Consider the following 16,368-nt stretch of genomic DNA (forward strand, 5'->3'; position numbering starts at 1 on the left):
ACTACTACTCAAATCGGGGCCGGGCCGCGCGGATGGGGAGCACGGACCCCCGGTCGGCCCCGTTCCGCGCCGGTCCGGCCGCCGAAGGCGGGGTGTACCACCCGAACGCCCGGTCCAGGGTTGATCAAGTTCGGTGGATCGCGCGTAACCTGGTCGGGTGCCGGACATTCGGGGGGCGCGCTCGGTGGGGCGCGCGGACGACGTAGACCTGCTCGACCTGCTGTGGCGGACCTGGCACGGGGCGGGCCTCGCGCTCACGCCCGAGCAGTGGGCCGCGCCGTCGGGTCTCGGCGACTGGACGGTGCGCGAGCTGTACGCGCACGTCGTCCGAGGGGTGGCGACGACGGCCCAGCTCGTGCCGGTGGAGGCGGAACCCGACCTGCCGGACGCCGCCGCTTACTTCCTCGCGCTGCGGGCCCTCGGCGGCAAGGGCGCCGAACAGGTCGCCACGGCCGCGCGCGACTGGTCCGACGCACGGGACCTGGACACGCTCGTCGCCGACTTCGGCGAGCCCGCCGCGGCGACCCTGGCCGCCGCCCGCGCCACCGGGACCGGTGCGGTCAAGACGATCGCGGGAGCCATGCGGCTCAGCGACTACGTGCTGACGCGCGTCCTGGAGGCGACCGTGCACCTGCTCGACCTCGTCGCCGCCGTTCCCGGCGCCGCCGAGGTCCCGGAGCCCGCCCTGCGGCGCACGGTCGACGTGCTGGCGGACCTCACGCCGCCCGCCGAGTTCATCGCATTGGCCACGGGGCGCGCGTCGACCGGCGTGTTCCCGGTTCTGACCTGAGGGGGTCCGAATGTCCTTGTACCCGGCGGGTTCCGGCACCGAGGAGCTGTCCGAACGGGCGCGCTGGCACCTCGGTGGCCTGCTCACGATCAGGATGGCCGGAGCGGACAGCAACGGCTCGATCGGCGTGGTCGAGGAGCGGGCCCTGCGCGGGTACGCCACGCCCGCGCACGTGCACGGCCGCGAGGACGAGACGCTGTTCGTCATCGAGGGGGAGTTGGAGTACTCCGTCGACGGGAGGCCCGGCATCGCCACGGCGGGCGAGGCGGTCTTCCTGCCGAGGGGCCTGGCCCACAACTTCCGGGTGGTCTCCGCCGAGGCGCACTTCCTGGTGATCATCACGCCGGGCGGGTTCGAGGAGTTCTTCCAGGAGGTCAGCCCGCCCGCGACGGCGGCGGGCCTGCCCGGTCCCGACGACCACCCGCACACCGACCCGGCGTTGATGACCACCGCCGCCGCCGACCGGGGGACGACCGTGTTCCGCGGCGCGGAACCGGTGGTCGCCGCCGCCCGGACCGTGACCGCGTCGGACGACCCGGTCGAGGTGGCCCGCGCGTACCGGGCCGTCGAGGACGCCGTGGCGGGCCCGGTGCCCGCACCCCTCGACACGCTCGTCGGCCCGCTGCTCGAAGCCGCCGGGCTGGTGGGGGCGAACCCCGCCCACGCCAGGGCGCTGATCCTGCTCGGCATCCTCGTCGAGCGCGGCGACCCGGCGGACCGGCGGGTGCACGAGGCGGTGCCGGACCTGCTCGGGCTGCTCCGGCCCGACGCGCCCCGCGCCGTGGTCCTCGCGTTCACCTACTTCCTGGCGCACTTCCCCGAGCACGCCGACGCCGTCCGCGCGGCCGTCGACCCGCTCGGGCTGTCCGACGCGGACCTGGGGCGCCTGCTGCGCTGCCTGGCCGCGCCGGACGCCGCGCGGATCGGCCGCGTGTGGCCGACGCCGACGGTCTGGGAGCTGGACGCCGCCGAGCGCGAGGTCGACCGGGCGTGGCGGGCGACGCTGCGGCTCGACGACGCCGAGACCCTGACCCTGTGGGAATCCGAGACGACCGCCCTGCTCGCCTACCTCGGCGCGCGGGCCGAGAACGCCGTGACCGGGAGCGACCGTGCTTGACCTGCTCGAAACCTTCGCCTGTCCGTTCTGCCACGGCGCGCTGACGACCGGGGCGGACGGCCTGCGCTGCCCGGCGTGCGCCGCCGACTACCCGTCCGCCGCCGGGTACGTCGACTTCGCGCCCGCGATCACCATGAAGCCGGGGCTCGGCCCGTTCTACCTCCAGGACCCCCTGCACGTCACCAGGTACGAGCGCGCCACCCGCGACGCGTTCCTGGAGATCATGGGCGAGAACTGGGACCGCGACCTCACCCCGGACCGCGAGGACGACTACCTGCGGACCGCGCTCGACGCGGCCGACGGGCTCGTGCTCGACCTCGCGTGCGGGTCCGGCCGGTGGACCCGCACGCTGGTGGAGCACCTCGGCGGCGCCAGGGTCGTCGGCCTCGACCTCAGCGTCCCGATGATCGACCTGATCCGCGCCTCCCTGCCCGACCTGTGCGTGGTGCGGGGGACCGCGCTGCGGCTGCCGTTCGCCGACCGCTCGCTCGGCGCCGTCAACTGCTCGAACGCGCTGCAACTGCTGCCCGACCCGCGTTCCGTGCTGCGCGAGGCCGGGCGCTGCCTGCGGCCCGGCGGCCTCTTCACCGCGTTCACGTTCCGCCGCGCCGACCGCCCCGCCTACCGGTACTTCCAGAGCAGGCACGAGCGGACGTTCAACGTGCGGGCCTTCCGCACGACCGAACTGGTCACCTGGCTGGCGTCCGCCGGGCTGGAACTGGTCGACCTGCGCACCCCGGCGGGCATGCTGCTGTTCACCGCCCGCCGGACGACCGAGCCGCACCCGGACTGATCCGGGCTCACGGCGTCAGCTCCGCGATCCGGCTGTGGGCGTTGCGGGCGCCGGTGACGGTCACGCGCACCCGCGTGGTCGTCACCGGCGAGGCGAACGGGATCCAGCGGTTCACCTCGGTGTTGCCCCTGACCTCCGCCCGCACTGCCCAGTTCGCGCCGTCCCAGGTCTCGACGGTGAAGTCGGTGACGACACCGTCCTGGTGCGACACGAGCCCGGTACCGGTGAGGGGGGTCGGCGCGGGGGCCGTGACGGTCAGCGAGTCGGGGTAGGCGTCGGCCGTGTCGTCGTTCCAGAACGTCGCCGGGTCGCGGTCGACGGCGTTCGCCGCCACGTAGGTGCGCACGGCGCCGTTGACGGTGTTGGGCGCGTGCTCGGTGGAGCCCGCCGCCGTGACGCCCGCCTGCCACGACCCGAACACCGCGAGGGTGACGGTGGTCCGCGTCGGCGGGGAGTTCGGGGCCTTGGCCGTCACGGTGACCGGGTAGAGGCCGCTCTTGGCCCCGGCGGGCACGGTGACCCGGACAGCGGTGGTGGTGGACGACGTGGCCGGGGTGAGGGCGACGTTCGCCGTGGTCGCGGTCCAGCCCGCGGGCACCTCGGCGGTCACGGCGACCTTGCCGTCCACAGTGGACCGACCCCGGACGGCGACCGGGACGTCGCCCGCGCCACCGGAGGTGATGGGGTTCGTGCCACCCGCGGTGACGGACGTGGTGGTGAACGGCGTGCGCGGCGGGGTGACGGTGAAGGTGTATTCGCCGGAGCCCGCGGTCAGGGTGAGCGCCTCGTCGTCGACGGCCCCGGTGCGCAGGCCGGGCACGCGCTGCACCGGGTGGCCCGCGGTGAAGATGGTGCGGTTGCCCTCGCGGACCGTCGACTTCCGGCCGCCCAGCAGCGGCAGGCGGATGGTCGCCTTGCTGCCGACGGGAACCGTGGCGCGGTAGGTGAGCGTGCTGCCGGTGCGCTCCCACGAGCTCTTGATGGTGCCGCGCACCGTCTTCTGCTCGGCGGACGCGCGGGTCAGGTTCCCGACGACGCTGGGCGCGAGCGTGAAGGAGCTGTACGCGGCGCCGTCGGACGGCTGGATGCCCGCGAGGTGTTGGTAGAACCACTGGCCCACCGCGCCGCCCATCCCGATGTGGTCCTTCGACGAGGTGCCGTCCGGCGCGGACGAGTTGTCCCACTTCTCCCAGATGGTTCCCGGCCCGTTCTCCAGCATGTAGCCGAAGCTGGGGTAGTCGGTGCGCTGCGCGACGGCCAGCGCGACGTCGCTCCGGTCGTGCTTGCCGAGGGCCTGGAACACCAGTTCGGTACCGACGAAGCCGGTCGTGAGGTGGTCGCCCCGAGCCGCGATGTCCGCCACGAGCTTGTCCAGAGTGGACTTCACCCGGTCCTGCGGGACCATGTCGAACGCGAGCGGCAGGGCGTACGAGAGCTGCGTGCCGGTCGCGTACACCCCGGTGCCCGTGTCGAGGAAGCGCTTGGTGAAGCCCGCCAGGACCTCCTTCGCGAGCGCGCCGTACCGCTGGGCGTCGGCGGTGTTCCCCGTGGCCGCGGCCATCTTCGCCAGCAGCGTCGCGTCGAGGTAGTAGAAACCGGTGTGGAAGTACTGGTGCGGCGTGCTGACGATCGAGACCCAGTCGTCGCCCCACGTCATCGGCGCGTTGACGACCACGTGGTCGGCGTCGCTGATCGTGGCCAGGTAGTCCACCCACGCCTTGACCTTCGCGTAGTGGGTGGTGAGGACCTCCTTGTTCCCGTACTGGGTGTAGGAGTTCCAGATGATCTGCGGGTACGCCGTCGCCCACGCGGGGTCGGGCCGCCACCCGTTGTCGCCGTTGATCGGCGCCACCGAGGGGATGCTGCCGTCGGCGTAGGCGCTCGTGGCGACGTCACCGAGCCACTTGGCGTAGAAGGACTGCATGTCGAAGTTGCTCATCGCCTCCTGGTCGGTGTCGCCCGCGTCACCGAGCCAGCCGTGCTTCTCCCTGGTGGGGCAGTCGAGCGGCATCGACACGAGGTTGTTGAGCTGGGTCTGCGCCACCGCGCCCTGGATCCGGTTCAGCAGCGGGTCGGACGTGCTGAACGAGCCGGTGGTCGGCACGTCGTTGTGGATCTCCTGCGCGGTCACGGACACCGAGGCGTCGTCCGGCAGGCCGGTCAGCTCGGCGTAGCGGAACCCGGCGTAGTTGAAGTGCGGCGCGTAGGTCTCGGAACCGGTGCCCTTGAACGTGTAGCGGTCGGTCTGCCGGGGCGGCTCACCCGGCCCGAAGCTGATGTTCGCGGTGGTGACGCGGCCGTCCGGGTCGAGGATCTCGCCCTTCTTCACCGCAGCCGTCGTGCCCGCCGGCTGCGACGCGGTCAGCGTCACCTGGCCGGTGCGGTTCTGGCCGAAGTCGTACACCCGGACCCCCGGTGCGGGACGGGTCTCCCGAACGGGTGCCGTCGTGCCGACGACCCGGACCGGTGGGGTGGAGTCGGCCTCCAGCCTCGTGAGTCCGCTGTGGACGATCGTGGGCTTCTCGCCGTGGACGCCGATCTCGGCCAGCCGCAGCGAACAGCCCGCGCCGGTGCAGGAGAGCTTCGTGGCGGTCACCCGGACGTACCGGCCGGTGACGTCGGCGGGCAGGTCGACGTGCCCGGTGCCGGGGTTGGGCTGGTCGGCGCCGGTCCGGTCGGCGACCGTGGTGGAGGTGGCGAACGACGGGTCGTCGCCGACCTGGACCCGGTAGCGCACCGGGAACCCGGCCCCGACGATGTCGCCCGCCGTGTCGTTGGTCGGCCGCGCGGGGAACAGCGACACGGAGCGGATCCGCTGGGAGGAGCCCAGGTCCGCCTGGACCCACTTGGTGGTGTCCGGGTTCGGGTCGAGGGCCGAGTGGTAGCCCTCGGACGTGTCGGACGACCCGTCGACGCCGTCGGTCGCGGCGGCGGGGGACCAGCCGCAGCAGGTGATCGTGTCCAGCGCGGTGACGGGCTTGCCCTGCGCGAGGCTCTGCCGGTGCGACGCCGGGGCCACGGTGCGGACCGCCGACCAGGTGCTCGAGTCGAGGCCGACCGCGTCCCAGCCCGCGACCTCCTGGCGGGCGTCGTAGGTCTCGCCGTAGTAGAAGTCGGTGCCCACCACCGGTCCCGCGTGGGTCTTCCAGTCCGGGTTGGTGCCGAAGGTCGCCGTCGAGCCGTCGGTGTAGGTCGTCGTGAGCTGGGCGACGAACACCGGCCTGCTCGCGAACTGGCCGCGGTCCGCCAGGAACGCCAGCGTGTTGCGGCCCGTTCTCACCAGGCTCGTCACGTCCAGCTCGCGGTAGAGCACGCGGGCCGCGTAGTCCGTGACGGACGAGTCGAGCACCTGGTCCGGCTCGACGCGGACGCCGTTCAGGTGGGGTTCGACGATGCCCTGCGCGCCGAAGTACAGGCGGGCCCTGGCGACCTGCTTGGTCACGTCGAAGTCGCCCCGCACCAGGGAACCGTCCTCGACCTGCGTCCACCACGCCGACCAGTCGGACGGGGCGAGCAGGCCGGTGTCGAACCGCGCGGGCGCCGACCACGGGGACCGCGAGCCCCGGCTGTTCCAGGTGCGCACGGACCACGTGTAGGTGCGGTCGCTCACGAGCGGGGGACCGGTGTAGGCGACGTCGACGGAGTTCGACGACGGCACCCGGCCGGAACTCCAGTGGCCGCGCGGACCGTCGACGGCGATCTCGTACGCCGTCTGGGCCTCCGACCGGCCGGAGTCGTTGACCGCCCAGGCCAGCGCCAGTGGGGCGCCGCCGACCAGGACGTCCGCCGCCTGGCCGTTGGCGCGCAACGAGGTCGGCGCCAACGCGCCACCTCGGGAGTCGGCCGACGCCGGGGCCGGGACCGTCGCCGCGACGAGCGCCACGGCGATCAGCGTGATCCGGCGTGCCAGCCGGGCTGTGCTTCGGAACCGGTCCATGGAGGTCTCCCGAGGCTGTGAAACGTTTCAAGAATTAAACGTGGTTTTTACCTCCGTCCTCGCCGGTAGGCAAGGGGCCAGCGGGGCAACTGGCCAAGTTCGGCCAGAGGACCTGGACTCATGGTCCGAATGGCGGCGTTGACGGCGGAGGTGGTCCGGTCCTACGTTTCTGAAACGTTTCATGCTGAGGCGAGGAGGCCATCGGTGAAACGCCTGGTGCCCATCCTCGTGCTGCTCCTGTGCGCCGTGGTCAGCCCCGTCTCGCGGGCCGCCACGACGTCGACCATCGTCAACTCCGACGCGTCCGGTGGCCAGATCAGCCGGTTCGACGTCGACGGCAACGCGCTCGACGCGCACGACGGCTCCCTGCTCCAGGTCGGCGACGTGTTCTACCTGTACGGCACCAGCTACGCCTGCGGGTACCGCTACCGGGAGAACGGCGACTTCTGCGGGTTCAAGGTCTACAGCTCGCCGGACCTGGTGCACTGGACTGACCGCGGCTACGTCACCGCGCCCGGCGCCTGCGGGTACTGCTTCCGGCCGCACGTGATCCACAACGCCGCCACCGGCCGGTACGTGATGTGGGCCGACGCGGGCGGGCGCTACCTGGTCGCCACCAGCCCCACGCCCACCGGGATCTTCACCCCCGCGCCGGATCCGGCGCTCGCGGTCGGCGGCGCGGTCGACGAGTCGCTGTTCGTCGACGACGACGGCACCGGCTACCTGATCCACAACACCACGCAGGTCGAGGCGGGGCTGACCGCCGACATGGTGGTGGAGCGGCTCACCCCCGACTACCTCTCCACCACCGGGCAGCACGTCCGCCTCGGCCTCGGCGACGTGGAGGCGTTCACCGTCGTCAAGCGCGGCGGCGTCTACCACGCGCTGATGTCGGACCCGTCGTGCGCGTACTGCTCCGGCGCCACCGGGGAGATGACCGCGACCTCGATGCTCGGCCCGTGGTCGGGCGCCTGGTACGACCCGAACGGCGTGCACCAGAGCGGACGCCCGGAACCGCGGTGGCGGGCCAGGATCGTCAACGCCGACAACTGCGGCGGGCAGCCGCTGGCGGCGTTCCCGCTCGTCGCCGCCGACGGGTCGACCGGCTACTACTTCCTGTCCGACCGCTGGAACGACCGCGCTCCCAACGAGTCCCTGGCCAACTTCTTCCTCGGCCCGCTGTCGTTCGACGCCGCCGGGACGCTGCGAACCATCGAGTGCGTCCCCCGCTTCACCCTGTCCCTGCCCGGAAGCCCCGGCGCCTACCGGAGTCCACCCGACCTGGACCAGCGCAGCGGCTTCGACGGGTTCCGGCACCACTGCGACGTCGCCGGGACCGTGGTGCGGCAGCAGGGTTTCACGCCCTCGCGCACCGGGACGCTCAGCGCCGCCTCGATCACCACCTTCCGGAACGGCACCCCGAACGCGCCCGTCGTGCTGGAGGTCGTCGACACGGCCACCGGGACCACGTTGAGCCGCAACGAGTTCCCCGTCGGCGCCGTGCCCTGGGCGCCGAACGCCCTGACCGCGCGGCCGGGGATCGCCGTGGTCGCGGGCCACCAGTACCTGCTGCGGCTGCGCTCCACGACGACCACCGGCTGCTACGGCTGGGAGTACGGCGACGCCGACCCCTACCCGTCCGGGGTCGAGTCCTACAGCACCGACGGCGGCCGGACGTTCACCGCCGAACCGGGGCGGGACCTCAAGTTCACCACCGACGTCAGCGCGATCCCGCTCTTCACACCACCCGGTCCGCCGGCAGGCTCCACCCGGTGCGCGGGCGAGGGCGAGCGGTGCTCGTTCGCCGGGACCCGCGTCGTCCACTACGGCGCGGGCACGTCCTACCGCTCCGTCGTCGCGACCGACGGCGTCGACTGCCGGATCGCGGCGTTCGGCGGCGACCCGCTGGTCGGGACGCTCAAGTCGTGCCACGTCGCCCCGGCGGGCGGTCCGGCGGGCTCCACGTTCTGCGCCGCCGAGGACGGGACCTGCGCGGTCGACGGGCCCGCGGTCGTCGCCTACGGCGCGGGCGGCTTGTTCGCGCACAGGCTGGTGCGCGACGGGCGGACGGCGTGCACCAACGCCGCGTTCGGCGGCGACCCGGCCTTCGGCGTCGTCAAGGCGTGCCACCGGGCCCCGGAGGGCGGTCCGCCGGGCTGGACGGCGTGCGCGCCGGAGAACGGCACCTGCGCGCCCGCGTCTGCCAGGACCGTCGCCTACGGCGCGAGGGGCGCGTTCGTCACGAGGTGGGTGACAGGGCCGGTGAGCTGCACCAACGCCGCGTTCGGCACCGACCCGATCCCCGGTGTCGTCAAGGCCTGCTACCTCGCGGGGGTGTAGCGCCAGAGCGCGTCGGCTTCGCCGTCGGCGACCCAGAGCGCGCCGTCGGGCGCCGCGCCGATGCCGGTGAGGCGCTTCGCGCCCTCGACCGGGTGCAGGGTGATCTCGCCGTTCGTCGTGATCCGGCCGATGGCGGGCCGGTCGGTGGAGAACCACAGCGCGCCGTCGTACCCGGCGGTGATGTCGAACGGCCTGCCGCCGCCGGGCAGCGGGAACTCCGAGAGCGCGCCGTCGACGGCGATCCGGCCGATCGCGCCGGAGAGCAGGGTGAACCAGAGGGCGCCGTCCGGCCCGGTCGTGATGCGGTGGGGCCCGGAACCACTGCCGGACAGGGGAAACCGCGTGTACGCGCCGTCGACCGCCATGCGGCCGACGGCCTGCGCCGCTCCGGGGGCCGTGGAGTTCTCGGTGAACCAGAGGGCGTGATCCGGGCCGGCGGTGATGCCGGGCAGGTCCAGGAGTCCGTCGGTGGTCGGGATCTCGTGGTCGGTGATCGTGCCCGCCGCGGTGATCCGGCTGATCGCGGGAGGGGTTTTCTCGTTGGTGTACCAGATCGCTCCGTCGGGGCCCGCGGTCAGCGCGTTGGGCAGTCCGACCCGAGGTCCGCCCTTCTCGTCGCGCCAGCCGCCGAGGTCGCCGTCGGGGGAGATCCGGCCGACCAGCAGCAGACCGGTGAACCACGCCGCCCCGCCGGGATCGGTGGTCACGTCCGCCAGGCCGTTGGACTCACCGGGGACGCGGAAGTGGTCGAGGTCGCCGTTCCGGTCGAGGCGGGCGATCGACTCGCCGGAGTTCTCGACGCACCACACCACGCCGTCCGCGGACACCGTGAGGAACCGGGGGAACGCGCCCTCCGGCAGCCGCACCGCCGTGGGACGGTCCGCCGTGGGCGCGGGGGAGGGGCCGGTACCGGTGGTGCAGCCGATCAGCAGCGCTCCCACCACCAGCACGATCGACGCTCGGACCACGACGGCCTCCCTGCTACCGGGAGTCGGGCCGTCCCACGACTTCGTTACGGCGTAACGCGATCACGGTCCGGGACGACGGAACCAGCAGACGCCGAGAACGGATCCGGGTGCCGGTGGGAGACGAGCGGAACTTCGACGCCTTCCTGTCCTACAGCCACAGCGCCGACGAGGAGGACTCCGCGCCGAAGCTGCAACGGCTGATCCGACGGGTCGGCCGCCCGTGGTACCGGCGCGGTTCGCTGCTGATCTTCCGCGACCGCACCGACCTGCTCATGTCCGCCAGCCTGTGGGGCACGATCGAGGACGCGCTGCGCCGCTCGCACCACTTCATCCTGCTGGCCTCGCCCGGTGCCGCCGCGTCGCCGTGGGTGCGGCGCGAGGTCGAGCACTGGCTGGAGCACCACGGGCCGGACACGATGATCATTGTGCACACCGCGGGCGACATCGAGTGGGACGAGGTCGGGCACGACTTCCGCTGGGACCGCACGACCGCGCTGCCCAGGGTGCTGGCCGGTCGGTTCCCGGACGTGCCGAACTGGGGGTCCGTCGCGGCCCGGCCGGGCGACCGCCGCCGGGACCGCGAGGACCGGTTCCGGGACGTTGCCCGCACCATCGCCGCCAGGCTGTACGACGTCCCGAAGAGCACGCTGGACGGCGAGGACGAGCGGGAGCTGCGCCGCGCCCGGCGCACCCGCCGGGGCGGGATCGCCGCACTGGCCCTGCTCGCCGTGATCGCGGTCGTGGCGGGTGTGCTGGCCGTGGTCCGGGGTGGCGAGGCCACGGCACAGGCGACGATCGCGCTGTCCCGCGAACTCGCCGCCGCCTCCGACGAGCAGCTCGCCACGAACGTCGACGTGGCGAACCTGGTGGCGGTGCGGGCCTTCCGCACCGACCGGAACCCGCAGACCCGTGCCGCGCTGTTCCGCGCGGTCACCGCGAGCGGACCGCTGGTGCGCTACCTGCCGTTCGACGCGACGGTCGTGCGGCTCGCCGGGAGCGGGGACGGGACCGCCGTCGTGGTCGGCCTCCAGGACGGCCGGGTCCTCCGGTGGCGGCTCGCGGCCCCCGCGCCGGAGGAGGTGTTCCGCCTGCCCTCACCGGCGGTGAGCCTCTCGGTGAGCGACCGGGGCGACCTCGTCGCCGCCTCCGACCGCGCCACCACGCTGATCGCCCGCGCCGGGCGGGAACCGGCGTCGGTGTCCCCGCCGGACGGGGGCCACGTCGACGCCGTGGCGGTGTCGCCGTCCGGTCGCACCACCGTGATCACCGGGTCCGACGACGAACTGGTGGAGCGGCGGTTCACCAGCCTCTTCACCGAGGACCTGACGAGGACGGACCACGGGGGCCTGTCCGAGCGGGCGGACACCGTGGTCACCACGGACGACCACGTGCTCCTCCTGGACGGCGCGCACGGCGAGTGGGAGCGCAGGAGCGTGGCCGACTGGTCGCTGCTCGCCGGGTCGCGGATCGGTTTCGGCGTCTCGAACCACGGCCACGCGGTGTCGGCGGACGGCGGATTCCTCACCTACACCAACGGTTCCGGCACGATCCCCGTCTGGGGCGCCGACCGACCGTCCGACCACGACACCCCGCCGCGGACCGCGCGGGCCCCGATCGCCGAGCCCCTGGCCATCACGCTGAACGCCGACGCCACCCGGCTCGCCGTCGCGGAGGACGCCACGATCTTCGTGTCACGGGTGCGGGAGGCCGGTGCCGTGCCCGAGGACCCCGTTCGGCTCACCGGCGCCGACCACGTGAACACCGACGGCCTGCGGTTCCTCGGCACCGGTGGACAGAAGCTCGTGTCGGCTGCCGGCAGCCGGGTCGTGCTGTGGGACCTCGACCAGACCGACCGGATCGGGCGCGCCGCACCGGTCCCGGTGTCGGCCGGGTGCTCCGGGTGCGGTCCGCCGACGCTCGCCGTATCCCCGGACGGCGCGCGGCTCGTGGCGTTCGACGGCGCGGGGGTCGCCGGGGTCGCCGGCCCGCTGGACGCCGTGGGGAGACTGCCCGCGCTCACCTTCTCCGGGCGCTACGGTCCGGCGGTGTGGGACCGGGACGGACGCCGGGTGACGGTCCTGGTCGTGCCACCGGCCGGGGGCACGACGGCGCCCGTGCCCGCGGGCCTGCCGGACTTCGTGCGCGCTGTGTCTGCCGGTGAGCGCTCGTCCGAGGTGCTGGACGCCGCGCTGAGTTCCGACGGTGCCCACGTGGTCGCCGTGCAGCAGGACGGCGGGATCGATGTGGTCGACCTGGCCACGGGCACCGTTCAAGCCGTCACCGAGCCGCCGACCGCGCCCAAACCGCCCGACGTCGCGGTCGCCGCCGCGGGGCCGGACCTCGTCGCCGTGGTCGCCGGTGACGCGGTCGTGGTCCGGGAAGCGTTGACGGGCCAGGAGGTCGGGCGGCTCGCGGCCACCGACGTCGGCTTCCTGGAGTTCGCCCCCGGCAGGCTGCTGGTGCAGCGGACGTCCGGCGAGCTGGAGGTCTGGGACGACCGGCTCACCGAGCGCCGCCAGGTGATCGCGGGTGACCCCGGCTTCGTCCGACCACCGGTGGCGAACGCCGACGGCACGCTCGTCGCGCGCGTTCGGGCCGACGGCACCGTCGTGCTGGTGGACCTGGAGACCGGCACGCCGGTCGCGTCCCTCGCCGCGGGCCCGCCCGGCCGCCGCGTGGGCGTCGGGTTCTCGGCCGACGGGGACCACCTGGTCACCGTGACCGAGGGCGACGGCCTCGACCTCGGGTCGGCGGTGTCCCGCACGCTGTCCGCCGAGGCGATGGTGCTCGCGGCGTGCCGGACGGCAGGACGTGACCTCACCCCGACCGAGTGGCGCGCCCTCGTGGACGCGGAGCCGCCGGACGACCTGCGCTGCCGCTGAGACCGGTACCTGAGGAGGAGGCGGATTCGGGTATCGCGGGGGAGGTGCCCGGTGGTGGGCCGCGGTCACGATGGGCGGCATGGCGGCGACCGAGGAACCCACCCCCACCCGTTCCCGCATCGAGGCGCTGGACGCGCTGCGCGGGTTCGCCCTGTGCGGCATCGTGTTCATCAACATCCCACAGACGATGTCCATGACCACCGACCTGTCCGCGGTGCCGGACGGGCTGCGGCTGTTCGTGCTCGGGAAGTTCTACCCGATCTTCTACCTGCTGTTCGGCGTGGGCTTCGGGTTGTTCCTGCGGTCGGCGGCGCGGCGGGTGCCGATGGTGCGGAGGCTGCTGGCGCTGGCGGTGTTCGGGGCGCTGCACCACCTGCTCCAGCCGGGGGAGGTGCTGCTGCCGTTCGCGGTGACCGGGCTGCTGGTGCTGCTGCCGCTGAGCTTCGTGCCCGCACGGGTGAACCTCGTGGTGGGGGTGGTACTCACGGTGGTGGGGGTGCTGATCGGGGTCGGCGGGTTCGGGGTGCTGCCGGGGTTGTTCGTGCTCGGGTTCGCGCTCGCGCGGGTCGGGGCGCTGGAACACCGCACGAGGGCGCTCGTGGTGGCGGCGGTCGGGTTCGCGGTGACGGCGGGCGTCGCGTACCTGCTGGCGGTCGCGGGGCTGGGCGAGCTGGTCGACCGGTGGTTCGGCCTGCTGTTCTCGATGTCCGTGGCGGGCGCGTACGCCGCGGTGTTCCTGGCGCTGCTGCGGACCCCGGTCGGTCCGGCGCTGTCGACGGTGCTCGCGCCGCTGGGGCGGATGGCGTTGACGAACTACCTCACGGCCACGCTGCTGTTCGTCCCGCTGGGCCGCGCGCTCGGGCTGGAGGGCTCGGCCGACTGGGCCACCGCGGCCCTGCTCGGCGCCGGAATCCTGGTGGCGCAGGCGTTGTGGAGCCACTGGTGGCTGCGCCGGTTCGGCTATGGTCCGCTGGAGTGGGTGTGGCGCACGATCACCTACTGGCGGTCGATCCCGCTCCGACGGCCCGCGGTCACGCACTCCTGAGAGGACGTTCGGCGGTGAGGTTCACCCAGACCGGCCGCGACGCGGTCGTGGCCGCGGTGCTCGCCGTGCTGGGACTGCTGAGGCTGCCGTTGGCGCTGCTCCTCAACGACGGGGTGTTCCCGCAGCCGGGGTGGGTGATCGCCTGCGCGACCGCGGCCTCCACGGCGGACGTCGCCACGCTGGCCCTGCGCCGCAGGGCCCCGCGCACCGCGCTCGCGCTGGCCACCGCGGTGGTGCTGGCGGCGACGGCGCTGCCCGCCGCGTTCCTGCCGACGGGCATCGGCGTGCCGGTGTGCGCGTACACCGCCGCCACCCTGCTGCCGCGTCGAACCACGCTGATCACCTTGTCGGCCGGGGCTTTCGCGCACGCGGCGGGCGGGATCGCGTCGGTGGCGCTGGGCGGCACGGTCCACACCGTGGTCACGTTCTGGGCCAACGACGGCAGTGACCCGGTGGACCTCGTGCTGGCCTCGGTCGGGTCCTTCGCCGTGCCGGGACTGGTCGGGCTGTACGTGCGGACCACTCGCGCGTACACCGCCGAGCTGGCGGCCAAGGTGCGGCACCTGGAGGTCGAGCGCGAGCTGCGCGCGGAAGCCGCGGCGGCCGAGGAGCGCGTCCGGATCGCCCGCGAGCTGCACGACATCGCGGCGCACGACCTGTCCGCGATCGTCGTGCAGGCGGGCGCGGCGGATCGCCTGGTGGAGCGCGATCCGGTGGCCGCGCGGGCGGCGCTGCTCGGCATCCGGGAGCAGGGGAGGCGGACGCTCATCGCGTTGCGCGGGCTGGTGGGGATCATGCGGGCCGCGGAGGACAGGCCCGTGCTGGCCCGCGTGACCGACCTCGTCGACTCCGCCCGCGACACCGGCATGGACGTCTCGCTGACCGTGGAGGGTGACGACCGGACCGTGGCGCCCGCGACCGGTGTGGCCGCCTACCGGCTCGTCCAGGAGGCGCTGACCAACGCCCGGCAGCACGCCCGGGGCGCGCCGGTCGTGGTGGACGTCGAGTACCGGGCCGCGCACGTGCGGGTGGCGGTGCGCAACGGCGCGGGCCGTCCGGGGCCGGGTCCGGGCGGCGGGCACGGGGTGCTCGGCATGGGCGAACGGGTCCGGCACACCGGGGGTGACCTCACCGTCGGCCCCACCCCCGACGGCGGGTGGCTGGTCGACGCCCGCTTCCCGCGGGGCAGCGACGTGACGGCCGGGGCGTCGTGACGATCCGGGTCGTCGTGGTGGACGACCAAGCGGTGGTGCGGGCCGGGTTCCGGGTGGTGCTGGGGTCCGAGCCGGACATCGAGGTCGTGGGCGAGGCGGCCGACGGTGAGGAGGCGGTGGCCGTGGCCCGCCGCACCCGCCCGGACGTGGTGCTGATGGACGTGCGGATGCCCCGCGTGGACGGGATCGCCGCCACCGCGCGGTTGGCCGCGCCCGGTGTCGCCGATCCGGTGGCGGTGCTGGTGGTGACGACGTTCGACCTGGACGAGTACGTGTTCGCCGCGCTGCGAGCGGGGGCGAGCGGGTTCGTGCTCAAGGACGTCGAACCCGACGAGCTGGTCGCGGCGGTGCGGGTCGTGGCGGCGGGGGACGGCCTGGTCGCGCCCGGCGTGACGCGGCGACTGATCGCCGAGTTCGCCCGCACGTCCGCGCCGCGTCCGACCGGCCCGCTGCCGGACCTCACCGAGCGCGAGCGCGAGGCGTGGCTGCTGGTCGCCCGCGGGCTGTCCAACACCGAGATCGCCGCAGCGCTCGTGCTGAGCCCGTCCACGGTCAAGACGCACGTCGGCAACTTGCTGGCGAAGCTCGGCTGCCGGGACCGCGTGCAGGCGGTCGTGCTCGCCTACGAACGCGGTGTGGTGCGGCCGGGATCAGGTCGCTGAGGTCAGCGGGGGAGGGAGCCCGCGACCACCGAGTCGACCATCCGCCGGACGGCGTCGCGATCCGGCGGCGGGCCCGTCCGGTCGGCGAACAGCAGGTGCCCGGTCCCGATCAGCGTGGGCGCCAGCCCTTCGACGACGGCGTCCGCGGTGAGCCTGCCCAGGTCGCGCTCCGCGGCGAGGTAGGTGGCGATCATCGAGGCGGCGTCGGTCAGCACCGGGACGCCGACGGGCCACGTCTCGCGCAACCGGGCGCGCAGGTCGTCGCGGAAGGTGATCAGGGCGACGACCGCCACGGCCACCGAGCCGAACACGGCGGTCAGCGCGTCGGTCAGGTTGTCGACGACCGTGCCCGTCCCCGCCGACTCGCGCAGCGCGGCGGCCCGCGCGTCCATCCGGTCGACCCGGTCCAGCACGAACTCGGCGAGGAACGCGTCGAAGTCCGGGAAGTGCCGGTGCACGACCCCCTTCGAGACCCCCGCCTCCGCCGTGACCGCGCGGCTGGTCAGCGCCGCGGGCCCGTCCCGGAGCAGGACGCGGTCGGCGGCGTCGAAGAGCTGCTCGCGCACGTCGCGCAGGGCCACCCCGGTCGGCACGGTGCTTCGCTCCTCACTGCGCCCTGT

At 73.8% G+C, this 16,368-nt stretch carries 11 protein-coding genes; 8 read left to right on the top strand and 3 right to left on the bottom strand.

Annotated elements, in window-relative coordinates:
• Positions 1-157: 157 nt before the first annotated feature.
• The 3 genes from NZH93_RS21225 to NZH93_RS21235 are packed head-to-tail and all read left to right on the top strand — an operon-like array spanning position 158 to position 2,700.
• Complete coding sequence (locus tag NZH93_RS21225) at positions 158-790, top strand: maleylpyruvate isomerase family mycothiol-dependent enzyme (RefSeq protein WP_259624900.1); 633 nt, start codon at positions 158-160, stop codon at positions 788-790.
• Positions 791-800: 10 nt separating this feature from the next.
• Complete coding sequence (locus tag NZH93_RS21230; protein ID WP_259624901.1) at positions 801-1,907, top strand: cupin domain-containing protein; 1,107 nt, start codon at positions 801-803, stop codon at positions 1,905-1,907.
• Positions 1,900-2,700, top strand: a complete 801-nt coding sequence (locus NZH93_RS21235; RefSeq protein ID WP_259624902.1) for a class I SAM-dependent methyltransferase — start codon at positions 1,900-1,902, stop codon at positions 2,698-2,700. Before NZH93_RS21230 ends, NZH93_RS21235 begins: the two co-directional genes overlap by 8 nt.
• A 7-nt stretch (positions 2,701-2,707) precedes the next feature.
• Here NZH93_RS21235 and NZH93_RS21240 read toward each other — a convergent pair whose 3' ends face one another.
• Positions 2,708-6,637, bottom strand: a complete 3,930-nt coding sequence (locus NZH93_RS21240; protein ID WP_259624903.1) for a family 78 glycoside hydrolase catalytic domain — start codon at positions 6,635-6,637, stop codon at positions 2,708-2,710.
• Positions 6,638-6,841: 204 nt separating this feature from the next.
• On the opposite strand from NZH93_RS21240, the gene NZH93_RS21245 reads away from it, so the two are divergent.
• Positions 6,842-8,977 (top strand): family 43 glycosylhydrolase, encoded by a 2,136-nt coding sequence (locus NZH93_RS21245; RefSeq protein ID WP_259624904.1) that lies wholly within the window; start codon positions 6,842-6,844, stop codon positions 8,975-8,977.
• Here the strand turns inward: NZH93_RS21245 and NZH93_RS21250 are convergent.
• A complete protein-coding gene (locus NZH93_RS21250; RefSeq protein ID WP_259624905.1) occupies positions 8,959-9,945 on the bottom strand; it encodes a Vgb family protein in 987 nt (328 codons plus the stop codon). The two genes, NZH93_RS21245 and NZH93_RS21250, sit on opposite strands and share 19 nt — an antisense overlap.
• Before the next feature lie 107 nt (positions 9,946-10,052).
• Here NZH93_RS21250 and NZH93_RS21260 point away from each other — a divergent pair, with 107 nt between their 5' ends.
• The 4 genes from NZH93_RS21260 (at position 10,053) to NZH93_RS21275 (ending at position 15,748) form a co-directional block, all read left to right on the top strand.
• Positions 10,053-12,827 (top strand): TIR domain-containing protein, encoded by a 2,775-nt coding sequence (locus NZH93_RS21260; RefSeq protein WP_308214221.1) that lies wholly within the window; start codon positions 10,053-10,055, stop codon positions 12,825-12,827.
• A gap of 79 nt (positions 12,828-12,906) precedes the next feature.
• Positions 12,907-13,872, top strand: coding sequence for a DUF418 domain-containing protein (locus tag NZH93_RS21265; RefSeq protein ID WP_259624907.1), 966 nt, complete (start codon positions 12,907-12,909; stop codon positions 13,870-13,872).
• A 14-nt stretch (positions 13,873-13,886) separates the two neighbouring features.
• The gene (locus NZH93_RS21270; RefSeq protein WP_259624908.1) at positions 13,887-15,086 is read left to right on the top strand and encodes a sensor histidine kinase; all 1,200 of its coding nucleotides are present in this window, start codon (positions 13,887-13,889) and stop codon (positions 15,084-15,086) included.
• Positions 15,083-15,748, top strand: a complete 666-nt coding sequence (locus tag NZH93_RS21275; protein WP_259624909.1) for a response regulator — start codon at positions 15,083-15,085, stop codon at positions 15,746-15,748. The genes NZH93_RS21270 and NZH93_RS21275 overlap by 4 nt, the downstream gene beginning before the upstream one ends.
• Positions 15,749-15,750: 2 nt before the next feature.
• Here the strand turns inward: NZH93_RS21275 and NZH93_RS21280 are convergent, their stop codons facing one another.
• A complete protein-coding gene (locus tag NZH93_RS21280; protein ID WP_259624910.1) occupies positions 15,751-16,341 on the bottom strand; it encodes a TetR family transcriptional regulator in 591 nt (196 codons plus the stop codon).
• Between the last annotated feature and the right edge of the window lie 27 nt (positions 16,342-16,368).

It is taken from the genome of Umezawaea endophytica (assembly GCF_025061645.1).
Lineage (GTDB): Bacteria > Actinomycetota > Actinomycetes > Mycobacteriales > Pseudonocardiaceae > Umezawaea > Umezawaea endophytica.